This window comes from Mesorhizobium sp. 1B3 (assembly GCF_050958605.1).
Lineage (GTDB): Bacteria > Pseudomonadota > Alphaproteobacteria > Rhizobiales > Rhizobiaceae.
This window is the reverse complement of record NZ_JBJHDO010000002.1, coordinates 589,142-612,383: the sequence shown is the minus strand read 5'-3', so window position 1 is coordinate 612,383 and position 23,242 is coordinate 589,142. Positions and strand designations below refer to the sequence as shown.

Below are 23,242 nucleotides of genomic sequence, written 5' to 3'. Positions count from 1 at the left end.
AATAGCCCAGATAGCGCGTCCGTACACTGCTGTTCTGAGCGCTCTCGGCGATACCCTGCGATGCTTTGACATATAGTGCGTGCGTCGCAGTGGTATCCCAAAAAAGTCGATCCAGCCCTTCCTTCCTTCGATAGGCTTATAAAGCCTAATTGAAACGTCGTGGGCTCCAGCCGGGAGGCCAAGAAGAGTAGCAAGCTCAAGCTCTCGACCAACCGAATTGAATGCAGTATCCGCAGCCCACAGTAGGCCAATTATATCCATCACTTCGGCAGGTGAGGCGTGAAAGTTCTGCCCTAGTGCTCGAAATACCAGATCCCTTAGGCTCTCCCCCTCGAACGGAACCGTTGGTATTGGTAGAGACGGTGTCCCTGGCAGATCACGTCCGGAATTTCTAACACGAGTCCAACTGGGGCGGTTGGCCAACATGGCCATTTTGAGCTCCTATCTCTGACGCCTGAAGGGATTGCGGGAAGTAATCCCCATAGGAATTGCCCAGTCTTCTGTGGCTTCATCCAGGTGGTTCCACGTGACGCAAGGCGCTCCTTCTTCCACTGCCACCTTGCACGCGGCTAGCACCAAATTTGACGCCATCCCTAAGCGTCCACCCGCAACCTCATTTATGTTTCCGGGGATCGCACCCGAAACAAGATCGCTAGCTTTAGAGAATAAACCGTGCTGCTGAAGCTTGATTCCTAGCCGCCCGCAATACTCAATGAATATGTTTCTGGATTTTGGGTTGTCGAAAGTCAACCTGCCGAAATCCAGCTCACTGATACAACGCGCTGCTAGTTGCGGATCATTGAACAAGTGATGCCTAGCTTCGCGAACTCCAACAAACATCATGGGAACAAGCCCATTTAGGAGCATCGTTTTTAGTGTATCGGTCGTAGCTGTGCTTTCAAGGAGATTGCTTCTCTCGGCCTTGCCATCGACCCTGGCGGTCTTGTGTGCTAGATGTTGAATTTCATCAATGAATACTATCTCAGTTCCAAAATGCTGCATGTAACCGTAGGCGCGCTGAAGAAGGCTTTGCGCAGTACCGTATGAGGCCCGAGGGTCACCAAAGGCTGTAAGGATGTCGGTTGCTAATGATTTTGGTGTTGCGTTAGTCGAGAGGGTTACATGGAGCGCTAAGCGTTGTTGCTTGGCAACGATCCTTCTGTCCATGCTGCCAGGAAAAAGGCCACGTTCAATTGCGTCGTCAACCACTCGGCTTTCGATGTACATCTTGACGCATGTGGACTTACCCGATTGGGGATCTGCAAATAATGCTCCGAACCGCTGTGGTTCGTGGGGACACGACCTCTTTACATGGCGCAGGTCGTCATACAAAGCATACGCATCGTCGAGGCGCGGATGCTTGATACGCATATTAAGGAATTCCTCTAGAATTCTTCCATACGTGATTGTTTGGCTCATAGTGCACCTTCAGTCGAGATCCGCTTCCAGCGCGGCGAGGAGTGCAACAGGGTCGGGTACCATGTACGCGTCGCGGTCTCTGATGGTAGCTTGGCGTGCAGTTTCGGTAGGTTTCGGTTGCCGGGAATCCAGCGCCCGCGCAGAACGCCTAAGAGCGTTGCTTTCCTTGCTCTTTCTGGTCGCCTTTCGGCCGCCGCGCCGTGGTCCTTTCGGAGGAAGCCTTTCGTCGGAGCGAGCGCTCGCGGGAATCGCCACGGGGATTTCGGGCGAATTCATGCCGGCAGACGAAGGCTCCGCCACCGTCTCCACCACTGTGTCTCCTGGCACCAGTTGGTGCCGACCACCCGTGAGATGCCTCGCCAGCTGTTTGGCCTCGCGATAGGGCTTGGTGGGTATGGAAGCAGCAATAGAGGACCGGAAACTTTCGCGGGCAGCCCACTTCTCCGAGTCGGAATGGAATGCAAGGTTTTCCTTGGCTGCGAATTCCCTCAGAGTCTCAGCTTCCTCCCAAGAAACATCCGTATAGAATTCGTCAATATTGGGCAGTTTAACGTTCTGTCTGGTACGCGGATTCCAAACATGTACAAAACCGCAACTCGGCAGATCGATGGTCACAAGAACGCGGACACCACGTCGAGGATGTCTAAAGTTCTGCTTGACCCCGCCTTCACTAAAACGGATCAAGTCATCCAATAGTCTCGATGTAACAGCTTGATCATGGAATCTGTGCCCCCGAACCTCAATCCCAGAGGCTGACAGTGTGCAAACTCGCGCAGCTCCGATAAGCTTGTCCAGCCCAGTGATGTCATCAACCGTCGGCCGATCGAAACGTGCCAATGAAAGCTTCCAAGCCCTTGCTGGGGCCATCCCGATGCCTTCATGAACCTCGACGTGATAAATTGTTACGATCATACGCCAGAGACGGTCTTCGAGTTCCTCAATGGTAAAGGACGCTTCTTGCCGGGGATTGAGTTCAAGTTTAGCTCGTTCAGTTGGGGTAAATTGAATTCCCCCAGGCATCCGGTGCCAGACCTCTTCGTTCAACGTATCGAAGAATCTCTCAATGTATGCCTTGAACTCCGGCGTCTTGACTGGAGACCAGATCACATGGATCCCGGCTCCTTCGCAGGCGACTTGAAAGGAAACTCCTGAAAATTCCCAAGCGTTGTCTACGATTATGTAAGACGGTTTGCCCCAGCAGTCTGTGGCCCCCTTATGGTTCCCGAACTCGTCGACAAGGAACTTCTTTGGGCGAACCACCCACCTCAAGCACTGCATCACAGTGTGCAGGCAAGGTGGATATGCAGTAAGAACCGCGGCCAATATCGCCCGTGAGTAGACATCGATTGCGAGTGTTAGCCAAGGCCGCAACACCAACACCTCGCTGCCATTTTTGTCTAATAGTCTAGCCCAGGTGTCGACCATGGTATGGTCGAACATGACGTACTCCAGGGCCCTACTCGCAGAGATACACTTACCAACACCCTGGAATCTTCTTTTCGCGGATTTGTCGCCGAAGCGACGGCACCAATTTTCCCGATCACCTGCGCCATTTATCCAAAGGCGCAGTGTCTCCTTAGTCGGCCTCTGAAACGGGGCTTCGCCTAGCTCACACCGCCGACGAAGTTCAACGTCGAATCTCGCATTGAATGATGAAATCGCGTCCTTAATTCTCGGCCTTTCTGGAGACCAAAAGCAGGCGATCATTTCCTCCTTGAGCCGGAGGACTTCTATATGCCAGAAGGGTAGACCGTTATGCTTCCCGTAGGTAAGAAATGCTGTGAGAGGCCTATCTCCCACCTTTCCGTAACTCAGCAATGCTCTCTGCAGGGCAGAAAATGACGGCCGCCAGAGAAATCCATGCGCGCACGCCTCTTGATAATACTTGTCAATTATACGTTCCAGATAGACCTTTCCGTGCCCCGCGTCTGCTTTTTCTTCTTCATCGTGCCTAATCGCGTAGAAGCGAAGCGTGCGAGCTTTCATGAGCCGTTCGCCAGCAGCACGGCGACGCTCCTTTTCTCTCGCGGAAATGCCTTTGTCGTCAGGGCCGAGCATCGACAAAGGATCGATATCGCCCGGAATGATGTCGCCATCCCGGTCTATTTGGGCCCGGGAAACCCGTATAGCTCTCCCATCGCACCGCATCTCCTGAAACTCGTCTGGCGGGATGGTCTTTTTCTTCTCAGTCGTGTCATTCAAGAGCACAAACGAGCCATCACGCTTCCTTTTTTTGAACTCCCAAAGCTCATAGCGGTTTTCATTGGGGAATAGATACAGTTGACCTGTAGCGACATCGATATTGACGGCCGCACTCCTCCGCCTACAAAAGGAAGTTCCTTTCGATTTCGTATTATTGTGATGACCGCGCATCATCACAGTGTGCGCCTACCGGACCCGCCGAACAGCAGATGCATATTGCACAGGTCGACTCAGATCGATTGAGATCATTCGACGAATATGCAATGCGTGTGCCTTTGCTTCCCCCAATCGACCGCCGCCGAGGGAATCCACTAATTCGCCAAATGATGTCTCGCCGCGTTGTGCTTCTATTCTTTCCACAGCCCGGTCGATGTCGGCCACACAAACGGCAGTTAGATTATCGAGGGAAATGTCCTTGATCGGGCGGAGATTGATGCATTCAAGATCTCGCGAACGAAATATAGTAATAAATTCGGCATCAACTCTCCGATACACCGCCCGCGCCAGCTGAAGCTTCTGGTCATAAAGCTCGTCAAACACACGGCTGTCGTTGTCATCCTTAACTTCGACGAAAACGCGCCGAATTCCACGCTTCGAGGGTAGACGGGCATGCCAGTTGATCACGGCAAGGCCGAATGGGGTGGTTCGAAGCGCGTCGGCGAAGTCCTGTTCGACAGTCAACATAAGATCTGGAAAGTAGATCAATGGGCGCGTTTGGCCTCTCACTATCATTTCCAGGCGATGGGGCTGGGACACAAGAGAGATGATCGGCGTCCCGACTTCAGCTAACTGAAGTGTTGGAAGCTCGCATTTCATCGATTCCCAAGGCATTGCCCTGAAGCCACCTTTTACGGAAATAAATGTGCCGGTCGGCCGCCTGGATCGGCCATTGATTATGCGACGCAGCGGTCCACCATCTGACGAGGAGATAATTCGCGCAACAACACCTGAGTGATACTTAGACGAAGAAGCTGTCACGATTTTTCCCTTGCGTTCCTTAAGCCATAGCAAAGAACCAAGCAGACTCTGACAACGAGGAGCGAAAGCTCAGCGACCGATACGTAAGGTCCGATCGGCTTTTAAACGCGACATTTGGGAAAATGCTGCCAGCAAAAATGGCAACGCACTAAATGGCATTGTCTGGCTTCGAATCGGTATAGGTGATAGAATGTTTTGACCATTTGGCTTGCCCTTTTCAGATCGCAACGACGAAGGGTTCGGTCATCTGGCGGGGCCGCCTGCACCACCAGGCGGCCCCTCACTTGGAATCACTATGACATGATTCGTATTCCTTGTGAATAGAGGGTGTCATTTAGAACAAGGAACTAAATGATATGGAATCCGATATGAACGCGGATACGGTTCCCTTCACTGATGTGCTTCAGCATATTGAAACGCAAATTACTGCGAGAGAGAGTGCACTACGCCGTCTACAACAAGAACTGGAAGCACTTAGGGTTGCTCGGGACACTCTCAAGAGCAATATTCACCCGGCAAATTACCTCCCAAAGGACGTAGGCCCTCGCGGACGGGCGAAGCCAGTTCGTCAAAAGCGGTCCCGGGAGACAGTCGATGTCGTAAAGAGTTTCGTGCGCGAAGCGCTCCGGGCCGAAAATCGGCCCTTAACACGCAAGCAAATAGTAGCAATGATGGAAGGGGCTGGGATCGTGCTTAACTCCTCCAAGCCAGAAGCTCGGGTGGGGAGAATCATGTGGGATGCCAAGGACGAATTCCATAGCACACCAGATGGGTATTGGTTCGCCGACGTCCCTCTCCCCTGAGAAAACTTCACTAAGATTTTGGAACCGCTAAATTGCAGATAATCACTGCGATAAAACAATGCAAAAGGCGAATAGGGATAGAAGATTGTGCATTAAGCCTCGGTACCGCGCTTTTGCACCCTCGAGCAGCGGGACATTTATAAGTCGGTTCCGCGTGCCCAAAAGGTTCTTCCGATCAGCAAGAAGTTGCTGCCTAACCGCACTTTCGGCGGTTCCGCCCTGATAGTCCATGATGCCCCTACCCCAGAACCTGCTCTGACTTTAGCCGCAGCAGCTGGTCGTGCAACCGCGGCAAGTCAGTTCTTTGGTAGTGCAGACCCGTAGGGGCACCTCGGCAGGATGGAATCGTGGCCGCAGCAGGAGTGCTGTGCCTCCGCGCGAATGATCTTACCCTCCTCGCGTTCAGTCGATATTAGTCGTGTATATTCGGCATGGGGGAGACATGAGGAAAAGTAAGCGGTGTTTCCGGGCCACCTTTCGGGAGTGATCGCAATCTGTGAGGTTGCCGATCCTGTAGCGGGATCGGAGATAGGCTTATGTCTGGACTTGACCTTACGCTTGACCCGGAGCGGCAGCCCCGGCGTTTCGAGGTGATCAACGGTGCTGGCGGCCGGCGTCACTGGTCGATGGATGATATGGCGCGGATCGTCGCGGAGACGCTGGAACCGAACGCAATCATTTCGAAGTCGCCCGGCGTTATGGTCTCAGGCCGCAGCAGGTGTTCGCCTGGCGGCGCGAAGCGCGCAAACAGGCCGCTTCAGTGCAGCAGGAATCCCCGGGCTTCGTGCCGGCGGTGGTGACAGCGCCGCCTCCGGAACCCGCGCCGAAGCGTCCAGCTCAGCCGCGGAAGCGGAAGGCGGCCCGAGATGCTGGCGTGATCGAGCTTGAGATCGACGGCATCGCCATGCGGGTTGGCGCGGCGCCGACGCCAAGACGGTTGCGGCGGTCATCCGTGCGCTGAAGGCAACGTCGTGATCGGGCCGACAGGCGCCGTCAAGGTCATGGTGGCGACGAAGCCTGTGGACTTCCGCAAGGGTGCGGAGGGGCTGGCTGCGTTGGTGCGCGAGACGATGGGCGCCGATCCGTTCAGCGGCGCAGTCTATGTCTTCCGCGCGAAACGAACGGATCGGATCAAGCTGATCTTCTGGGACGGCAGCGGCGTCTGCCTCTATGCGAAGTGGCTGGAGGATGGCGAGTTCCGTTGGCCGAAAGTGCAGGATGGCGTAATGCGGCTGACGGCCGCCCAGTTGTCGGCGCTGCTTGAAGGGCTTGACTGGCGGCGGGTCCATGAAGCCCGCCGGACGCGAGCTCCGGCGCAGGCGGGTTGATCCGCGACCAAGTGAATCAGCCTCGATTCCGCTGTCGCCGGAACTGGCGAATATGGTCTGATCCGATCATGGCGATGACGGTGGACCAGCTTCCCGACGATCCGGATGTGCTGAAGGCGATGGTCCTGGCGCGCGATATCGAGAATGCTCGCCTGACCCAGATCATCAAGGAACTGCAGCGTCACCGCTTCGGCCGCCGGGCCGAAAGCCTGCCCGAAGATCAACTGCTGCTTGGCCTCGAGGAGGCCGAGCAGATCGAGGCGGCTGGCGAGGAAGAGGCTGAATGTGCCGATCCGGCCATGCGCAGGGGACACGCCGAAAAGCGGCGGGCGAACCGGGGCGCGCTGCCGCCGCACCTGCCGCGCATCGAGATGGTCGTCGACATCGGGGACCAGGCCTGCCCTTGTTGCCGCAACGGACTTCACCGGATTGGTGAAGATGTCAGCGAACGGCTCGACATTGTGCCGGCGCAGTTGCGTGTGATCGTCGTGCGCCGGCCCAAATATGCCTGTCGCGCCTGCGAGGACGTGGTGGTGCAGGCTCCGGCGCCTGCCCGGCTGATCGAAGGCGGTCTACCGACCGAGGCGACGGTCGCCCAGGTTCTGGTCTCCAAATATGCCGATCACCTGCCGCTCTATCGCCAGGCGCAGATCTACGCCCGACCGGGCATCCATCTCGATCGCTCCACGCTCGCTGACTGGGTCGGCCGTGCCGCTTGGCATCTGCGTCTGGTGCATGAGCGGATGCTGAGGAAGCTGACGGGCGTCGCCAAAACTGTTCGCTGACGAGACCACCGCTCCGGTGCTTGATCCCGGCCACGGCAAGACCAAGACCGGGCAGCTCTGGGCCTACGCCCGTGATGACCGACCATGGGGCGGGAGCGACCCGCCGGGCGTCGCCTATGTCTATGCGCCGGACCGGAAGGCTGAGCGGCCGATCGCCCGTCTGGCGGGCTTTGCCGGAATCCTGCAGGTCGACGGCTATGGCGGCTATCGGGTACTCGCCGAGAAGAACGGCGTCAGGCTCGCCTTCTGCTGGGCACACGTGCGCAGGCGCTTCTATGAACTCGCCGCGGCCGGTCCTGCGCCGATCGCCAGCGAGGCGCTCCGGCGCATCGCGGAACTCTACCGCATCGAGGACGACATCCGCGGCCAGATCGCGGAGGCGCGCCGTGCCGTGCGCGACGAGCACAGTCGGCCGGTCCTGGCAGAGCTTGAGCCGTGGCTGCGCGAGAAACTCGGCCTGATCAGCCAGAAGACCAAGCTTGCCGAGGCCATCCGCTACACGCTCTCCCGATGGGAAGGCCTCTTGCGCTTCCTCGACGACCGCATCGAGATCGACAGCAATACCGTTGAGCGCTCGATCCGCCCGATTGCTCTCAACCGCAAGAACGCACTCTTCGCAGGCTCTGACGGCGGTGCAGAACATTGGGCCGTCGTCGCTTCGCTGATCGAAACCTGCAAGCTCAACCAAGTCGAGCCGCTAGGCTACCTAACCGACGTGCTCGCCAGGATCGTCAACGGCCACCCAAACAGCCAGATCGACGAACTCCTCCCGTGGGCCTACAGCCAGGCTGCCGCACTCAAGGCCGTGGCCTGAGGACGACGCTTACGAAGTACCTGACTTCAGATTTTGCTCAATTTCCTACAGTATCTGGCGCTGTTAGTCGTATATCGAGCCGCAAGCTCCACGAGATCTGCCCTGGTATCCGGAGTCCGATCGCGGACAACGCGAGCCGGAGCTCCGACCACGAGTGAATTGTCCGGGATCTGGGTACACTCCGTGACCAACGCTCCTGCCCCGATAATGCAGTTGGACCCCACGACAGCGCGATTCAGCACAACTGCCCCCATCCCGATTAGAGTGCAGTCGCCGATTGTGCAGCCATGCAGTACCGCCCTATGTCCGACGGTCACGTGTCGACCGACACGTAGTTCCAATCCGGGATCGGTATGCAGAACCGCATGATCCTGGATATTGGAGCCTTCTCCGACCTCGATAAGATCATTGTCGCCTCGGAGCACTGCCCCGAACCAGACACTGGCGCCGGCACGGAGCACGATTTTGCCGATAAGTACGGCGTCCGGCGCCACGAACCCTGCATCGGCCGAGACCTCCGGGCGAACTCCGTCGAGAGCATACAACGTCACGATAACATTCCTTAAGTTTTTTCTTGCCGGATGGAAGCTACCCGCCAGTACTGCCGATTGGTTGGATGCATCGCAGGCCTGCCAAGCAACGCCCTTCTTAATATCGCCCGCGCCGGACAGCGGCGAACGCGACAGGGGAAAAAGGGCATTCTTTAGGTTGCAGCCTTGTCGAACTGAGCATCAAGCCCGGGTCAAGGCTACGTCTCGCCGGACTCGGATCAATCGGGCCTGCCCACGAGACGCGATGCAAACCAGTCCGAAACGTAGTCTGCTGCGATCGCCCTGTTGTCGATTTGGCAGTGTTCGGCTCCGCCTTCTTTCTTGGTGAAAATCTTGAGCGTCTTGTCTTCCATCTTCGCGCGGTCATAGGTCTCCTGCGCTTGGCTCACCGGGACCTGACGGTCGTTTTCGCCGTGAATCACCAGTAGCGGGCAATCAATGCGTTCAACCACCCCCGCAAGGGTCATCTTCTGAATAACTCCCAAAAGCTCTGCCTGGGTGCCAGTGCCGAAAGTCCACATTGCGTGTTTCAGCGGATTGGTCACGGAGGGATGCGAATCGTCGGGATTTGCCAGTCGTTTAGCCCACAACGTAGGCCAGTCGAACAGCGCCCCCCAACAGGCCACAGCCCTGATGCGAGGTTCGAAGGCGGCGGCTCGGGGTGCGAAGTAACCACCGAGGCTGATCCCTTGCAGGCCAATGCGATCGGTCGCCAGATCCGGGCGTTTCTTGATCCAGTCGACAATCTTGCTGACATAGGTTTCAGAGTCGTGCCGGGCCTTGAGGCCATGTAGCCTGATTGCTCCTCCTGCCCCTGGTTGGTCCATGATCAATATGGACAGACCCCGCCGCCGGTACTCCTGGAACATGGGAAACTGGGTCTCTTTGATGGAATCAAAGCCCTGAATGTGAATAACGATTGGCGCAGGTTTCCCCTGCACGTCTTCGGCTTTGACCAGAAGGCCCGGCATCATCCCATCTTCAAAGGGGATTTCGATGAATTCCACACCGTCCTTCGCATGCTCGCGCGCCTTTCGGTAATTTGCGATGGCACGGCGATAGGCTGCCATCTGGCGCGGATCGTCGTGCGACATGATGCGCTCGGCCCGAATGAAGAACATGGCAGCCCGGTGGAACTTACGCGATGCTGTAAGCCCGTGGCCATCGGCCAGATCGCGCTCTGCGTAGCGTTCGAGATTTTCTCCCATTGCCACCATCGCGTCGTGCCAGGCGACGCTCGCCTCTACAGGATCGCTATCCTGGAAGGGTGCCGCTGCTTCGAATGCTTCTGCGGGCTGGGTGATAGTGCCGACCTCCTCGATCAAGGTGACCGCGGTCAGATTCCAAGCATAGTTCTTATCAAAGTACTCATACATACTGCGTCCTCCTCGGATCTTCGATTATCCAGCCTGGTAATCGTGCGGATACCGGCGTATTAGTTTAAAGGATGGCAAGCGGATTGATTGGAGAGCCGACAGCACCCGTTACAGGCAACGCGGGGGCGACGAAGAGGAAGTCATATGCTCCAGTTTTCGCACACTCTTCTCCCAGCACGTCGAGCTTGAAGATCTCTCCCATTGTCAAACCCATGATTGGTATGCAGATCCAGTGCCATGGCTGGCTTATGCCTTCGACCGATTCATTGGGTCGGACCTCGCACCCCCACGTATCCATAGCCACAGCCGCGACCTGCTTGTCCTGGAGCCAATAGAGGGTCTCAAACGCCATGCCAGGTGCATCACCTCCGTTGTAGCCGTCCCAAGAGCCGGCGGCGAACTTCTCCTCCATTTGTCCAGTGCGGATGAGAAGGAAATCGCCGGTGCCGACTTTCACGCCCTGCGCCTCGCAACAGGAATCCAGCAGTTCCGTCGTGATCGCGAAACCTTCCGGCAACCAATCGAGACCGAGATATCGGGGCAGATCGAGAAGCACGCCCCGGCCTACGAATTTCTCTTTGGTTTGTTCGATACCGTTCCTTGCTGCCCCAAAGGACGAAACCTCGCGGCAGTCGTAGCCATTCCACATGTGGTTGTCGAAGAAGATATGGGCGAGACCGTCCCAATGCGTGGCGCATTGCGACGGGATGATCACGATGTCATCCGCCGACCGCATCCCGCGCTTATCCAGGACACCAGAATAGGCGTCGGTCCCCGTGCGAAGCATAGTATGGATGGGATTGAAGCGCCCGACAGGAGGGAACTTCGATCGCCCTGCCTGCGGACCATTATTGTCGAAATTCAACCCGAGGGAGATGACCTTTCCTTGCCGGACCAGCGTTGCGGCGCGGATGATATCCTCTGCGCTGGTATAGTTCAGCGTGCCGAGTTGGTCATCTTCGCCCCACTTGCCCCAGTTTTTCAGGTCCTCCGCAGCCTTATCGATATCTCTTCGATCAATGCGTGGCCGATCTGTTGAGTGCATTGGCTTGCTCCTTTGGAGTACGAATGAGTTTAGCTATCCAGGCCGACGACGTCAGGCTGGTTGGTGAATGATGCATATGCCCGGAACGGTTCTGCCGCCGTCGTTTCCCATCAAGTGGCGGGAATGACCGGCAAGAGCAGGTAGGCGGGATGGTCCCTGCCGAAATGCAGTGTGTTGGTCGTTTCGAAAACCTCAGGAGGCCGGTCCGCCGGAACGCTGTGATAGAACGGGCCGACGCCGCGCATGGGGTACGGCGCGTCGGGTATCGCAGCATCGTCGGGATGTTCGAAATCCCTTCCCCTGATCATGAGAGCGAGCGAATAGCCGACCGGGATCACAATTGAGGTTGGGATGATTTCCACCTCCAACTCGACCGGCTCCTGCGGCGTGAGAGGCCATGCTTCGTCATGGCTGTGCCAAGGCCGCCAAGGCGTTGACAACTCCGCATCGAGCTTGCGATGCGAAGCCCGCAGCCAGCCGAGCCCAATCGGAACGCGGGGATCGTTCGAGCCAACAAATGTCACTTCTCTCCCATCCGAATCGAAGAGCCTCAGCACGAGGAACAAATCGGCATCCGTGGTCGCGGAGGACACTGAGAACCGCGCCGCAATCGGGCCTGTGATCTCCATTTCTTTCTTCAAGGGACCCGTCGAGAAAAGGAGCCCCTCTCCGGTTGTATCGTAGTCGAGGGTGGCTTCTGTCTCGGTCGGTTCGACGCCAAGCGACATTGTATCGGGGTCAAGGTGAAACTTCGTCCACTCGGTCCGTGCTAGTGGCCATTCGGTTTCCGCCCGTTTGATAAATTTCTCGCCAGGGTAACGTACGTTCAGCTCAACCGGTGGCTGCTGGTCCCAACCGGTGTCCTCGCCCTTGAGGAAGTGGCCGAAGAACCGCTTCTGAAGCGCCTCTCCCTCCTGCTTATAGAACGGCGTAAAATGGCTGTCGCCGTGCACTTCAAGCCACTTTTGCTTACTTCCAGCCTGTTCCCAGCCGACGAGATTTCCGCGGGTGTGGAGCCCCATTCCGCCCCAGTTCGCAGCTGACAGCAGGGGGATGTTCACCTCAGGATAAGTAGCCGAGCGTTCAATGTAGAAGTCGTCGAGGAACTCGTGCTCGATTGCAGCACGGGCCATATCCTTGCGGTTCTTCGCAAGAATATCCTCTGGCAACGTTTCGTCTCCCGCGACGTTCAGCCCCGTCACTTTACTTTTGCCGCCGCGGTCACCGTAGCCGTGCTGGACGGTGACGACCTGCCGCTTCGCCCAACCAATCATGAAGTTGCACATAATGCCGCCGTGTCGGAACGCGTCCCGGTACTGGTCGCCGCAGCCCTCCCAGACGCAGAGGGCTGCGAGGTGCGGCGGTTGCAGCCCAGCGACCAACCACTGGCTCACCGCGAAATAGGAAATGCCGTTGAGGCCGACCTTCCCGTTTGACCAAGCCTGCACCCCTGCCCATTCGATGCAGTTGTAAAAGTCGCGAATCTCCCGCTTAGAATAAGGGTCAAGGTAACCCGGCGATCGTCCCGCACCACGCGAATCGACCCGGACAACGGCATAGCCTTCGGGCACCCACTTCTCCGGGTCCACCACCTCCCAGGATTGGTAAACGTTCGACGATCCTTCAAGCACGTTCGGCGCGCCCTTGATGATCCTCGTCCAGGCGCTCTTGTAGGCCTCCTGTACGGCCAAACCCTTGCCGTAGGGGCCGTGCGACATGATCACCGGGTACCGCCCCCCGGCGATCGGACGGTAGACGTCCGCACGCAGGACATTCCCGTCATCCATCTCGATCGGAACGTCCCAGTCGATGTGCATTCCGTCGCGCACCTCGCTTGCATACTGTCCGATTGGTTTTTCATCGGCGTCCAAGGTCATTTGGGGACCTCCTCTCAAGTTGATGTACACCCAGGCGGTCAGCCGAATGCCATGTTTGGCAGCCAGAGCACGATTTCCGGAAAGGCTGTCAGGATTGCGACAACAAGCAGAGACGCGATAAAGAACGGCGTCACGCCGAGGAATATCCGCCCGACCGAAACTTCCGGCGCATTGCGGGCCATGATGTAGACATTGAGCCCAACAGGTGGCGTGATCGCCGCAAGCTCGGACATCACGATAATGTAGATACCGAACCAGATCGGATTGATTCCGGTGGCGACTGCGGCTGGAACTACAAAAGGGATCGTCAAAAGCAGCATAGCCCATATATCGAGGAGCATCCCGAGGACGATGTACATAATGGTCAGCACAACAATCAGCTCATAGGGTGAGAGATCGAATGCGACGATCCACTGCACGAGGTCAGATGTCAGATCGGTCAATACGAGGAACCGACTGATCACATGACCGCCGAGCAGGACGAGGAAGATCATCAGGCTGGTTCCGACACTCGACTTCAAGCAATCTACAAAGACGCCGAAGTTAAGTCGTCCCATCAGGCCAGCGAAAATCAGGACGCCGACGATGCCGAAGGCACCGGCTTCAGTCGGATCAAAAACTCCGCCGTAGATGCCGCCAGTGATGATCATGAAGATGCCAAATACCGGCAGGACCTTGGTCAACGCCGTGAACTTTTCATGCCAAGTGAACTTCTCACCGACAGGACCAAGCTTGGGATTGATGAGGCACAGGATCAGGACTGCTGCGGAGTAAGCGCCTGTCATCATGAGTCCAGGCACGATACCCGCGATGAAGAGTGCGCCGATTGAGGTTTCGGTCCAGAGACCGTAGGCGATCAGGAAGATGCTCGGAGGGATCAAGATACCGAGTGTGCCGGCTGCAGCGATGCATCCAGCGGCAAGCCCTCCGTTGTAATTGAACTTGCGCATTTCCGGCATGCACATCGGTCCGAGGGTCGCAACCGCAGTGGCACTGCCGCCCGAAACAGAGCCGAAGCCTGCTGCTGCGATGACTGAGGCGATCGCTAGCCCGCCGGGAAGACGCCCGACCCATCTGTAGACACATCCATAAAGATCACTCGCCAAACCGGTCCGATAAACCAGCTGTCCCATGAGGACGTATAGCGGGATCGAGGTCAGAGCGAACTTCGTGCCCTGATCCATCACGTTAAGAAGCAACTGGGTCTCGGCGTAGTGCAATCCCTCGAGAACTATGAGCCCCACTGCCCCGACAAGTAAGAGCACGGCACCGATAGGAATGCCCAGAAAAATCAAGAAAAGTACGACACCGAACGCTATGAGACCGATCGTTTGCGGCTCCATAATCAATGCCCTCCCGCGAGATTGTCGTCGAGCGTGAGCCGACGCCCGCGTACGATCTCGACCGCCAGTGCGAGAACCTGTAGCGCCGTCATTGCCGCGGCAATCGCGACAAGCGAATACCAGAGCCAAACTGGCATTGAGAGGTCATTGGTTTTCATGCCGAGGCGACTAGCGAACTGCGCTTCCTCGATCGCCTTGTGCGCAATCATCGCGAACGGGACGATCAGTGCCACCGCATAGATCAAGCTCACAATGCGCCTGTATCGAGGGCCCATTCCATCCCAGAGAAGGGTCATTCTGATGTGGACCCCAGCCCTGATGGACCAAGCCAGGCCGCATATGAAGAACAAGAGAAGGAGGTATTCAGCGGCTTCGAGCGACCAGATGAACGGGCTGTTGAAGACGTAACGCATGACCACGTCAACGGTGATCAGCATGGCCAGCAACGGCAACACCACGAAGGCACTGAACAGGCTCGCGAAGCGCGGGATGTCACCCATGAATTTCAGTAGAGACATTCGAGACCCCGAAATTTTGAATAGTGCCCATGCCAGCGAGATGAACGCGCGCCATGGGCGGGTTCGCCGGCAGCTTAATTGCTCGCGACAGGAGAAACGCCAATTGCAGGACTCTCGATTGTCTCCTGCAGTAATTCGTTCAGCGTCAATTCAGAATACTTCCTGGACAGCTCACGCATTTTCGCGACCAGTTCTCGCATTGGCAGCCCGTCTTTCTCGCCCTGCTCGATATAGGCTTCAACGACCGGTTCGAACTTGGCCTGCCACCGCGTCCATTCCTCGGAATCGATCTCGTGATAGTTGACTCCTTCGTCAATGAACTGCTCGCGAGCCTCTTCAGATGCGCCAATGAACCGCAATTGCGTGAACACTTGTGCCATCTGCTGATTCCAGTCATAAACAACCTTCTGCAGATCCGGCGGCAGCGCTTCGTAGGTGCGCGGATTCATGCAGTACTCCAAGGGGGCAACATTTATCGGAGTGTAGGTGAAATCGGACGCCACTTCGTTGACCCGAAACGTGTGCGCCGCCGCAATCGAGGTCGTAACTACATCAATCAGACCACGCTGCAGTGCCGAGTATAAATCGCCCGATCCCATCGAAACAGGCGTTGCACCCAACGCTTCGTAGATTTCCTGCTGCAATCCGCTGCCTGTCCGCACCTTGAGGCCCGCCAGATCTTCAAGCTTCGTGATCGGCTTTTTCGAAAAGATGCTGAAAGGTGCCGACCCGGCGATGTAGCCGATATAGACCCCGTATCGCTCGAATTCCGGACGGAAGTACTCTTCGGCCAACTGGCTGGCGACGGCGGCCATGACGGCCTCATTGGGGAATATGCCCGGAAGTGCAAGTGCTTGTGTTAGCGGGAAGCTTGAGGCATTCAGGTTCGAAAAGCACGCGGCCATGTCCGTGATTCCGGATCGGTTTGCTTCGAGTCCCTCCTTCACTCCATGAACAGTTCCGCCCCAGCGATCTTGCACAATGATCTTGCCGCCGGACATCGCCTCAAGAACTCGGTAGGCCTGCTTGCCAAAAACGGCAGACTCGGACAAATCGGGAATGTGACTGGTCGCACGGATCGTGATAGGCTCGCCGTCGTAGGTAATCGTGTGATCGCCGTAGTTATCGAGTGTCCCGTCCAGCCAGGCTTTCGCGACAGACAGGCGCTCTTTTAGGTCGCCAGAGCCGGACGATTCCTGCGCATTGCCGATGCTCGCGGCGCCCATCAGCGCAATTACAGCTGTCGTTCCGAATATCTTAGCCAGCATTGTTTCCTCCCTTGCGGCTCGGACTGAATGTCTTGTCTCGACTTGCGGCAGCGCTTTCGTGCCTACCGTTTCACTGCTATCCCGTTACCCTCCGAGGCCGAGAATGGTCCGGGCCTCTTTTGGTGAAGCAAGTTCGCCACCGAGGTCGTTGACAATGCGTTTCGCCTTCTCGACTAAGGCAGCGTTGCTCGGGGCGAGTGTGTCCCGGTCCAGCTTGACCCCGTCCTCGAGCCCTATCCTGACGTGCCCCCCCAAGATGAAGGCCTGAGCGAGCATGGGGTACATCATCCTGCCAACGCCGAATGCCGCCCACTGGGCTCGGTCGGGCAGAAGCGATCTTGCGTAGGCCATCGTCTGAGTGGTGCAGCTGAAGCCGTATCGAATGCCGGTAACGATCTGGAACAATGGCGGGGCGTCGAGTACACCCTGCTCCAACAGAGCGTGCGCCAGATGGATGTCGCCGCTGTCGAACACCTCCAGCTCCGGCTTCGACCCGGCTTCACGCATCGCCTCGGCCATCACTTTTAGGCTTTCCGGCGGATTGATAACGGCTGAGTTTCCTGACCACATCGTGTTAAGGTCCAGCGTGCAGATGTCCGGCTTCAATGCCACGATATGTTCGACGCGGCGCATCGGGTGAGTCAGCGTCGAGCCCGGAGCGGCGACTTTGGGATCATCCTTGGAAGGCGTGAAACGGCCGCCGGGGCCTGTCGTCAGGTTGATGAGAATCTGACTCCCTGCATCCCTGATGCGATCGACTACTTCGCTGTAGTGCTCAAGCTCCATGCTCGGTGCACCATCCGGGTAACGAACATGGATATGTGCGATCGCTGCGCCAGCCTTTTCCGAGCTGATGCATGCTTCCGCAATTTCTTCTGGCGTACACGGCAGCCTGGGATGCTGCGCAAGTGTGGTCTGGTTACCCGTCACGGCGACGGTAAGGATTGTCTTGGTCATGCTTCCTCCATGTGTCGCAGGCGAGCTGCAGCCTGCGGAAGCTTCCACGGCAACGAGGCCACCAAAGCTGAAGCCAACCATATAAACAATCGTTTATTTACGTCAACCGAACAATGCACATATGTACAAATTATTAGATAAATCTCATCAATACCTTGTTTTTGTTACTATTTTTGTCTTACACCGCATCAGGTCGGGACAACTTGACCCTAGTGAACAAACGTTTACAATGAAGGTGGGTCGGACTGCAGCCTGAGGGAGGGTTTCGATGAACGGCGAATCGACCACCGCAACTGAAGTCGATACCTTGATGACCAGTCTTCAGGAGGGCTTGAAACAACTGACTCCGCGTGACCGCATCCTCACAGCATCCGAAATACTTTTTGCAAATCAAGGCTTTGATGCCGTCAGCATCCGCACAATCACATCGGTGGCGCAAGTCAATGTCGCTTCTTTGCATTATCACTTCGGCTCGAAAGAAGGTTTGCTGGAAGCCATCTTCACTGCGAAGGCCCGGCCAATTGCCGAAGCCAGGATGCAAATGCTGCGCGTTTGCAAAGAGGAGGAGGGGCGGCCTTCGCTACTAATTCAAATCCTGGAGGCATTCCTGCGTCCTGCGCTGAATTCTGGACAAGATGAGAAGTACGGTGGCATCGCGTTTGCACGGCTAAGAGCCCGGCTCGCTGTGGAGCCTCAAGATTTCTCCAGGCGCGTGCTCAGCGCGGCGTTCGACGACTCCAGCAGAGCTTTCGTCGATGCCCTCACGAGAGCTGTTCCACACATCCCTCGAAGGGAATTGGAATGGCGGTTTCACTTTCTCCTGGGCACGATGGTTTACAGTATGTTGGACAACGGCCGGATTCAGAGCATTACCGAAGGAGCCTGCGATCCTCGCGATGGCGAAGAGACCCTTCGACACCTGATTCCGTTTCTCGTCGCAGGATTCAATGCTCCATTGCCAGCTGAACCTCCTCTCGGCCGGAGGTCATTCCCGTCAACTTGAAGCCTGACGCGGAGCGACCGGCTCGTGTGGGAAACACATCCGGCGGAATTTCAAAACCGCTCACCAGAGGTACCAAGGAAATGGAGGAGAGCCTGCGTATGTTTTGTTCGACTGGACGGCGCCAGGCATGAGCTTGACCCGGGACGGAGAGCGAATGCTCGCCAAGGCTGAGTAGTCCGCCCTGAAAAACCTGCGGAGACCTTGCGTTTGAGGGATTCCCATTGGGTTTGAAGTATTGGAACATGCGGGAAAGATCTTCTGCTCCCGTCATTTTTCGGTGTTTTTGCAATGCGCCCACCCCGTGTTTCATCCAGCAAGAACGATTTGTTCCGTGAGCGCCTTACGGCGATCATCAACATGAAACATCCGCTGGTCCGGCTGTCGGAGCTGATGCCGTGGGATGATTCTGACGCGGCCTTCGGGCGCTTCTACCGGCCAGTGGGACGTCCGGCCAAGCCGACCCGACTGATGGTGGGATTGCACTACCTCAAGCATGTCTGCGACCTGTCGGACGAGGAGGTGGTCGGGCGCTGGGTAGAAACGCGTATTGGCAATTCTTCTGTGGCTTCGAATTCTTCCAGCACGAAGGCGCCGATTGATGCGAGCACGCTGACGCGCTGGCGCGAGCGGGTCGGGCCTGAGGGGCTGGAGGCGCTGCTGAAGGCGAGCGTCGAGGTGGCGCTCGAGACAGGAACGGCAAAGTCCGGTTCGCCGGAACGAGTCAACGTCGACACCACGGTGCGGCCGAAGGCGATCGCTCATCCGACCGACAGCCTGCTTTATCTGCAAGCGCTGCAGATCCTGGTCCGCCAGGCGAAGCGGCACGGCATAGTGCTCAGGCAAAGCCGCACGCGGCTTGCCAAGGCGGCGGCAGTGCGGGCCGGGCGCTATGCCCACGCCCGTCAGTTCCGCCGCATGCGCCGCGAACTCAAGCGCCTGCGCACCTACCTCCGTCGGGTGTTCCGCGACGTCGGCGCAAGATGGCCGGGGATGCCGAGCTGGAGGCCAGGTTCGCCCGGCTGCTCGGGCTAATCGAGCGGTTGCTGGCCCAAATGCCGAAGGACAGGAACAAACTCTACTCCCTGCACGCGCCCGAGGTGGTGTGTATCTCCGAAGGCAGAGGTCACATATTCGGCAGAGCCCTCTTCCGAAGGTGGAGGTCTCGCGTTCGAATCGCGAGCTGTTATGGAAACGAACCCGCCGGTGGTCCGGCTCTCGTAGAAGATAGAGCGCGCAACTTTCATCTTCCATCGCCGGCCCACGACTGTACAGCGTGGCAGCGTCGAGCTGCTTGCGGCCCCCCATACTAGCCGGATTTCGATCGAGATGGCGTTCTCGAAACTCTAGGCTCTCCTAGGAAAGGCGGCCGCGAGAGCCGCCCATGAACTCTGGTTCGTCGCCGCCGACTGTCTCACATTGTTCACCGCACAGGCATGGCGGCATTATTTCGAGATGGTGAATATGGCCTGGAAAAGGTTTAATTCGCTTTGGACAATGGTCGATCTGAAGACCGTTGCCTCGCCACGCATAATTCGATCAACAATTGATGATTAGGACAAAACTGGTTATTCTAAGTCGGTTTGAGAGAACTCGGTAAACTTATCATGCAGATAGTCACAGACATAGCGTTCGCGTTTTGACAGTGTCCTATTGTATTTATAGACGATGATGTATTCATACTGGATGTCGAAATCGACCGGGCGAAGATCCACTTCACTTCTTAACGTCTTCGCGACGAAGGGATCGAGGATCGCGATCCCTACGCCCAAAGACACGAGCCGGGCAGCTACAAACGTGGATCGGGCCTCGGCCACCAAACGAGGCTCCACATTCTGGTCGGCAAAGATCCTGTCAATCTTGGCCCTATGCAGTAGATGGCTCGGAAGTGCAACGTAGTTCTCGTTGTGGAAATCTGCTGCCGTCACGATCTGCTTCTTTGAGAGACGATGGCCCTTGGGCAAAAGAACCAATGGGCGGATAGGTGGTAGTCGCTCAACCGACAGTCCGTCGATGCTGACGGGCAGTTCGACGATTCCGAGGCCCGCCATATCCTGCTTTACTTCGCTGATAACCTCGGGAGTCGTCAGCGTGTTGATGGCAATCGGATGATTTCCGAACCGGCGCAAAATGCGTTGGACAAGTTCGGGAAGAACGTTGATTGAAATTGTGGAAATCGCTGCAATGGAGAGATCTGCCGTCTCTTTGTGCCGAATTTGAAGCGCAGCCTGCATTATGCTGTCGAGGCCTACAAAGGCGCGGTTCACCTCTTCGAAGAGTTGTCGCGCTTCCTGGGTAGGCTTCAATCCCGTGCCGTCTCTTTCAAAGAGCAGCAGGCCGGTCTCCTTGCCAAAATCCTTCAACAGGCGGCTGACCGCGGGCTGCGTCACATTCATAGCCTTCGCGGTTTTCGTGACGCTTCCCGTGATTAACACGGTTCGAAAAGCTTCCACTTGACGGAAGTTCATCACCGAGTTCGCTTTGCCCTTGCGGTCTCCCCGGTATCCCGGGACGTCGTTTGTCGACATCATGAAAACCTTGAGCATCTCAGGCAAGGGTCACGACGCTAAACGTAGCGTCGTGACCCTTGCCGTCGAGAACGCACTAGCCGCGCCCTTCAACCGCTGAATGAATTCGGAACGTGCCGACGACCGCCTTGCGACAAATCTTCGGGCGCTGGAACCGCCACCAAGGAAGCAAGGTGTCTCTCGGAGACAGCATCTAGGCGACCAGTCGATCGACTTCTGTACACAGGTTCCTAAGCTCGCTTTCATCGATCTCGATCCCCAAGCCAGGCCGATCCGAGACGCTGTAGTGATCGCCTTCGATCAACGGGCCATCCTTCACAAACTGACTTCGAGTGGGCGGGTTGTTATTTTCGTAGGATTCCAGGATGACGAAATTGGTCAGAACGGACGCAAGCGTGACCGAGGCTGCGATAGCCACAGGGCCGTGCGGGTTATGCGGCACCACTCCAAGGGAGTAGGTTTCCGCCGCGTGGCCGATCTTCACCGCTTCAGACAATCCACCTACACGGATGATTGACGGTTGGACCAGTCCTACGGCTTGCTTCTCGATTACCTCGGCAAACTGCCTTCTTGAATGAAACCTTTCGCCGAACGCAATCCGGGAGCGGGTAGAGGTCGACAAACGGGAGTATGCGCCGGCGCTCTGAAACTCTGTCGGTTCTTCCACGAACAAAAGATTGCAATCAGAAACGCCAGCGCAAAACTGTGCCGCGGAGGCCCAATCCAGCCGTCGCCAGAGATCGACCATCAGCCCAATCGATGGCCCTACTGCCTCGCGTACCGCCTTCACTTCCTGGATAGCCCGGGGCACATCATGCTGCATGATCTGATATTGGAATTGGTCGGGCGTACCGAAGGGATACCATTTCAAGGCCGTCGCGCCTCGATCGATAGCCGCTCTTGCCTTGCTGATGAGGTCGTCGGTGGACTTGTATCCCGCCCACCATTGATTGAGATAAACGTTGACTCGCTCCCGAACGGCGCCGCCAAGGAGCTTGTTCACTGGGAGATTGTAAGCCTTGCCGGCTATGTCCCAGAGCGCTTGATCAATAGCCGACAGCGCGGCACGGCTGCTGGCGCCATCGCTCCAATAGACTTTGTCCTTCAGACTGGACCAGTGTTTCTCGATCGTCGTGGGATCTTTCCCGCAAAGCGCGCGGAAACCCTCCTTTACCCCGGCAATCACTGATGGCCAGCGATGATCAAGTGTCGCTTCCCCGAAACCAGTGATGCCGCGATCCGTTCCAATCGCGATGAACACGTAATGCTTGTATGCATGAGGATGAACATAGGTCCTGAGTTCCGTGATTTTCACGACTTGCCTCTATGGCTGAAAGTTGCATCGGTTGCGGTTGGGCCGCTACTAATCTGTGATCGGGACGATCTGGGCGAACGGGACAAAGAGGCTTGTCGCCGTTCCGACCGGGATCGCCAGCTTTGGGTGGGTCGAGACGTGGACCGATGTTTCGGTCTCACCCAATCTCGCGGTGTAATCCCACGATTCCCCCTGATACGAGCGGTCCGTGACTTTGCATGGGATGACGAGCCCGTCGGTTCGTTTGTTCGCCTGGGCGGCGAGAAATTCGAAGTCCTGAGGTCGAATGGACACCGTTCCGATGCCATTGCTCAGTTTCAACTGCTTCGCTGAGTCCGCCGATTGCGCAATCCCAGCGACTATGAGGCGATCGCCGTCGACTTCCACTCCCAAAAAATTGGTGCGGCCGATAAAGCTGGCGACGAATCGCGTCTTGGGGGCCCGATAGAGACTCACGGGATCGTCGATCTGCTCGATCTTGCCCTTGCTCATGACGACAATGCGATCCGATGTCGTCATCGCTTCCGACTGATCGTGAGTGACGTAGATCGTCGTCATCTCGAACAGCCTGTGGAGCCGTTTGATCTCGGTCCTCATCTCCTCGCGCAGATTGGCGTCGAGATTGGAGAGCGGCTCATCTAGCAATAGGACGTCAGGCTTGACGACAATCGCGCGAGCGAGGGCGACTCGTTGCTGTTGCCCGCCGCTAAGTTCAGATGGATAGCGCTCGGCTAGGGCGTCTAGCTTGACAAGCTGTAGGACTTCTGCGACGCGCGTTCCAGCTTCCCCTCGTGAGACCCCCCTTAACTTTAGACCGAAAGCCACATTCTGGGCGACTGTCATGTTGGGCCACACGGCGTAGCTCTGGAAGATCATCGACATGTTGCGCCTTTCCGGCGGCAAACTCGTTTTGCTGGAAGAGACGATCTGGCTGTTGAGCCGGATGTGCCCGTCCGTTGGCTTGATGAAGCCAGCGATCATCCTCAGAGTGGTCGTTTTTCCACATCCCGATGGACCTAGAAGGGAAATAAACTCGCCCTTCTGGACATCGAGGTTCACGTCATCAACCGCAACATAGTTGCCGAATACGCAGGACAGATGTTGCAGCGAAAGTTTTGAGCCGGCTTGCGACATT

General features: G+C 56.8%; 17 protein-coding genes and 1 pseudogene. 4 read left to right on the top strand and 14 right to left on the bottom strand.

Annotated features, from left to right (window positions below):
• Positions 1 to 441: 441 nt before the first annotated feature.
• From ACCO56_RS07965 to ACCO56_RS07955, 3 genes are read right to left on the bottom strand one after another with little or no spacing between them, the layout of a single operon-like run.
• Positions 442 to 1,419, bottom strand: a complete 978-nt coding sequence (locus ACCO56_RS07965; protein WP_433639343.1) for an ATP-binding protein — start codon at positions 1,417 to 1,419, stop codon at positions 442 to 444.
• Positions 1,420 to 1,428: 9 nt separating this feature from the next.
• Positions 1,429 to 3,795 (bottom strand): hypothetical protein, encoded by a 2,367-nt coding sequence (locus tag ACCO56_RS07960; RefSeq protein WP_433639342.1) that lies wholly within the window; start codon positions 3,793 to 3,795, stop codon positions 1,429 to 1,431.
• A gap of 12 nt (positions 3,796 to 3,807) precedes the next feature.
• Complete coding sequence (locus ACCO56_RS07955) at positions 3,808 to 4,599, bottom strand: hypothetical protein (protein WP_433639340.1); 792 nt, start codon at positions 4,597 to 4,599, stop codon at positions 3,808 to 3,810.
• A gap of 1,774 nt (positions 4,600 to 6,373) precedes the next feature.
• Here ACCO56_RS07955 and tnpB point away from each other — a divergent pair.
• Together tnpB and tnpC are read left to right on the top strand one after the other, a co-directional pair.
• A complete protein-coding gene (gene tnpB, locus ACCO56_RS07950; RefSeq protein WP_433639338.1) occupies positions 6,374 to 6,730 on the top strand; it encodes an IS66 family insertion sequence element accessory protein TnpB in 357 nt (118 codons plus the stop codon).
• Between the two features lie 68 nt (positions 6,731 to 6,798).
• Positions 6,799 to 8,329: pseudogene (gene tnpC, locus ACCO56_RS07945) on the top strand (IS66 family transposase).
• Positions 8,330 to 8,355: 26 nt separating this feature from the next.
• On the opposite strand, the gene ACCO56_RS07940 reads toward tnpC, so the two are convergent.
• The 8 genes from ACCO56_RS07940 to ACCO56_RS07905 form a co-directional block, all read right to left on the bottom strand.
• Complete coding sequence (locus ACCO56_RS07940) at positions 8,356 to 8,646, bottom strand: gamma carbonic anhydrase family protein (RefSeq protein ID WP_433639824.1); 291 nt, start codon at positions 8,644 to 8,646, stop codon at positions 8,356 to 8,358.
• 452 nt (positions 8,647 to 9,098) lie between these two features.
• Positions 9,099 to 10,256 (bottom strand): alpha/beta hydrolase family protein, encoded by a 1,158-nt coding sequence (locus ACCO56_RS07935; protein WP_433639337.1) that lies wholly within the window; start codon positions 10,254 to 10,256, stop codon positions 9,099 to 9,101.
• A 64-nt stretch (positions 10,257 to 10,320) separates the two neighbouring features.
• Positions 10,321 to 11,301 (bottom strand): cyclase family protein, encoded by a 981-nt coding sequence (locus tag ACCO56_RS07930; RefSeq protein ID WP_433639335.1) that lies wholly within the window; start codon positions 11,299 to 11,301, stop codon positions 10,321 to 10,323.
• Positions 11,302 to 11,411: 110 nt separating this feature from the next.
• A complete protein-coding gene (locus ACCO56_RS07925; RefSeq protein WP_433639334.1) occupies positions 11,412 to 13,178 on the bottom strand; it encodes a CocE/NonD family hydrolase in 1,767 nt (588 codons plus the stop codon).
• Between the two features lie 38 nt (positions 13,179 to 13,216).
• Positions 13,217 to 14,521, bottom strand: coding sequence for a TRAP transporter large permease (locus ACCO56_RS07920; RefSeq protein WP_433639331.1), 1,305 nt, complete (start codon positions 14,519 to 14,521; stop codon positions 13,217 to 13,219).
• Between the two features lie 2 nt (positions 14,522 to 14,523).
• Entirely contained in the window at positions 14,524 to 15,039 is a 516-nt protein-coding gene (locus tag ACCO56_RS07915) for a TRAP transporter small permease (RefSeq protein WP_433639330.1), read from the bottom strand.
• Between the two features lie 74 nt (positions 15,040 to 15,113).
• Entirely contained in the window at positions 15,114 to 16,307 is a 1,194-nt protein-coding gene (locus ACCO56_RS07910; RefSeq protein WP_433639327.1) for a TRAP transporter substrate-binding protein, read from the bottom strand.
• An 84-nt stretch (positions 16,308 to 16,391) separates the two neighbouring features.
• Entirely contained in the window at positions 16,392 to 17,264 is an 873-nt protein-coding gene (locus ACCO56_RS07905; protein WP_433639326.1) for a 3-keto-5-aminohexanoate cleavage protein, read from the bottom strand.
• Between the two features lie 268 nt (positions 17,265 to 17,532).
• Here ACCO56_RS07905 and ACCO56_RS07900 point away from each other — a divergent pair, with 268 nt between their 5' ends.
• Positions 17,533 to 18,267: a TetR family transcriptional regulator gene (locus tag ACCO56_RS07900; RefSeq protein ID WP_433639323.1), complete on the top strand. Its 735-nt coding sequence runs from the start codon at positions 17,533 to 17,535 to the stop codon at positions 18,265 to 18,267.
• 288 nt (positions 18,268 to 18,555) lie between these two features.
• Complete coding sequence (locus tag ACCO56_RS07895) at positions 18,556 to 19,299, top strand: transposase (RefSeq protein ID WP_433639321.1); 744 nt, start codon at positions 18,556 to 18,558, stop codon at positions 19,297 to 19,299.
• Between the two features lie 533 nt (positions 19,300 to 19,832).
• Here the strand turns inward: ACCO56_RS07895 and ACCO56_RS07890 are convergent.
• The 3 genes from ACCO56_RS07890 to ACCO56_RS07880 all read right to left on the bottom strand — a co-directional run bounded on the left by ACCO56_RS07890 (position 19,833) and on the right by ACCO56_RS07880 (position 23,241).
• Positions 19,833 to 20,810, bottom strand: coding sequence for a LysR substrate-binding domain-containing protein (locus ACCO56_RS07890; protein ID WP_433639320.1), 978 nt, complete (start codon positions 20,808 to 20,810; stop codon positions 19,833 to 19,835).
• A gap of 175 nt (positions 20,811 to 20,985) precedes the next feature.
• On the bottom strand, positions 20,986 to 22,107 hold the full coding sequence (locus ACCO56_RS07885) for a mandelate racemase/muconate lactonizing enzyme family protein (protein WP_433639317.1): 1,122 nt from the start codon (positions 22,105 to 22,107) through the stop codon (positions 20,986 to 20,988).
• A 48-nt stretch (positions 22,108 to 22,155) separates the two neighbouring features.
• Entirely contained in the window at positions 22,156 to 23,241 is a 1,086-nt protein-coding gene (locus tag ACCO56_RS07880; protein ID WP_433639314.1) for an ABC transporter ATP-binding protein, read from the bottom strand.
• Between the last annotated feature and the right edge of the window lies 1 nt (position 23,242).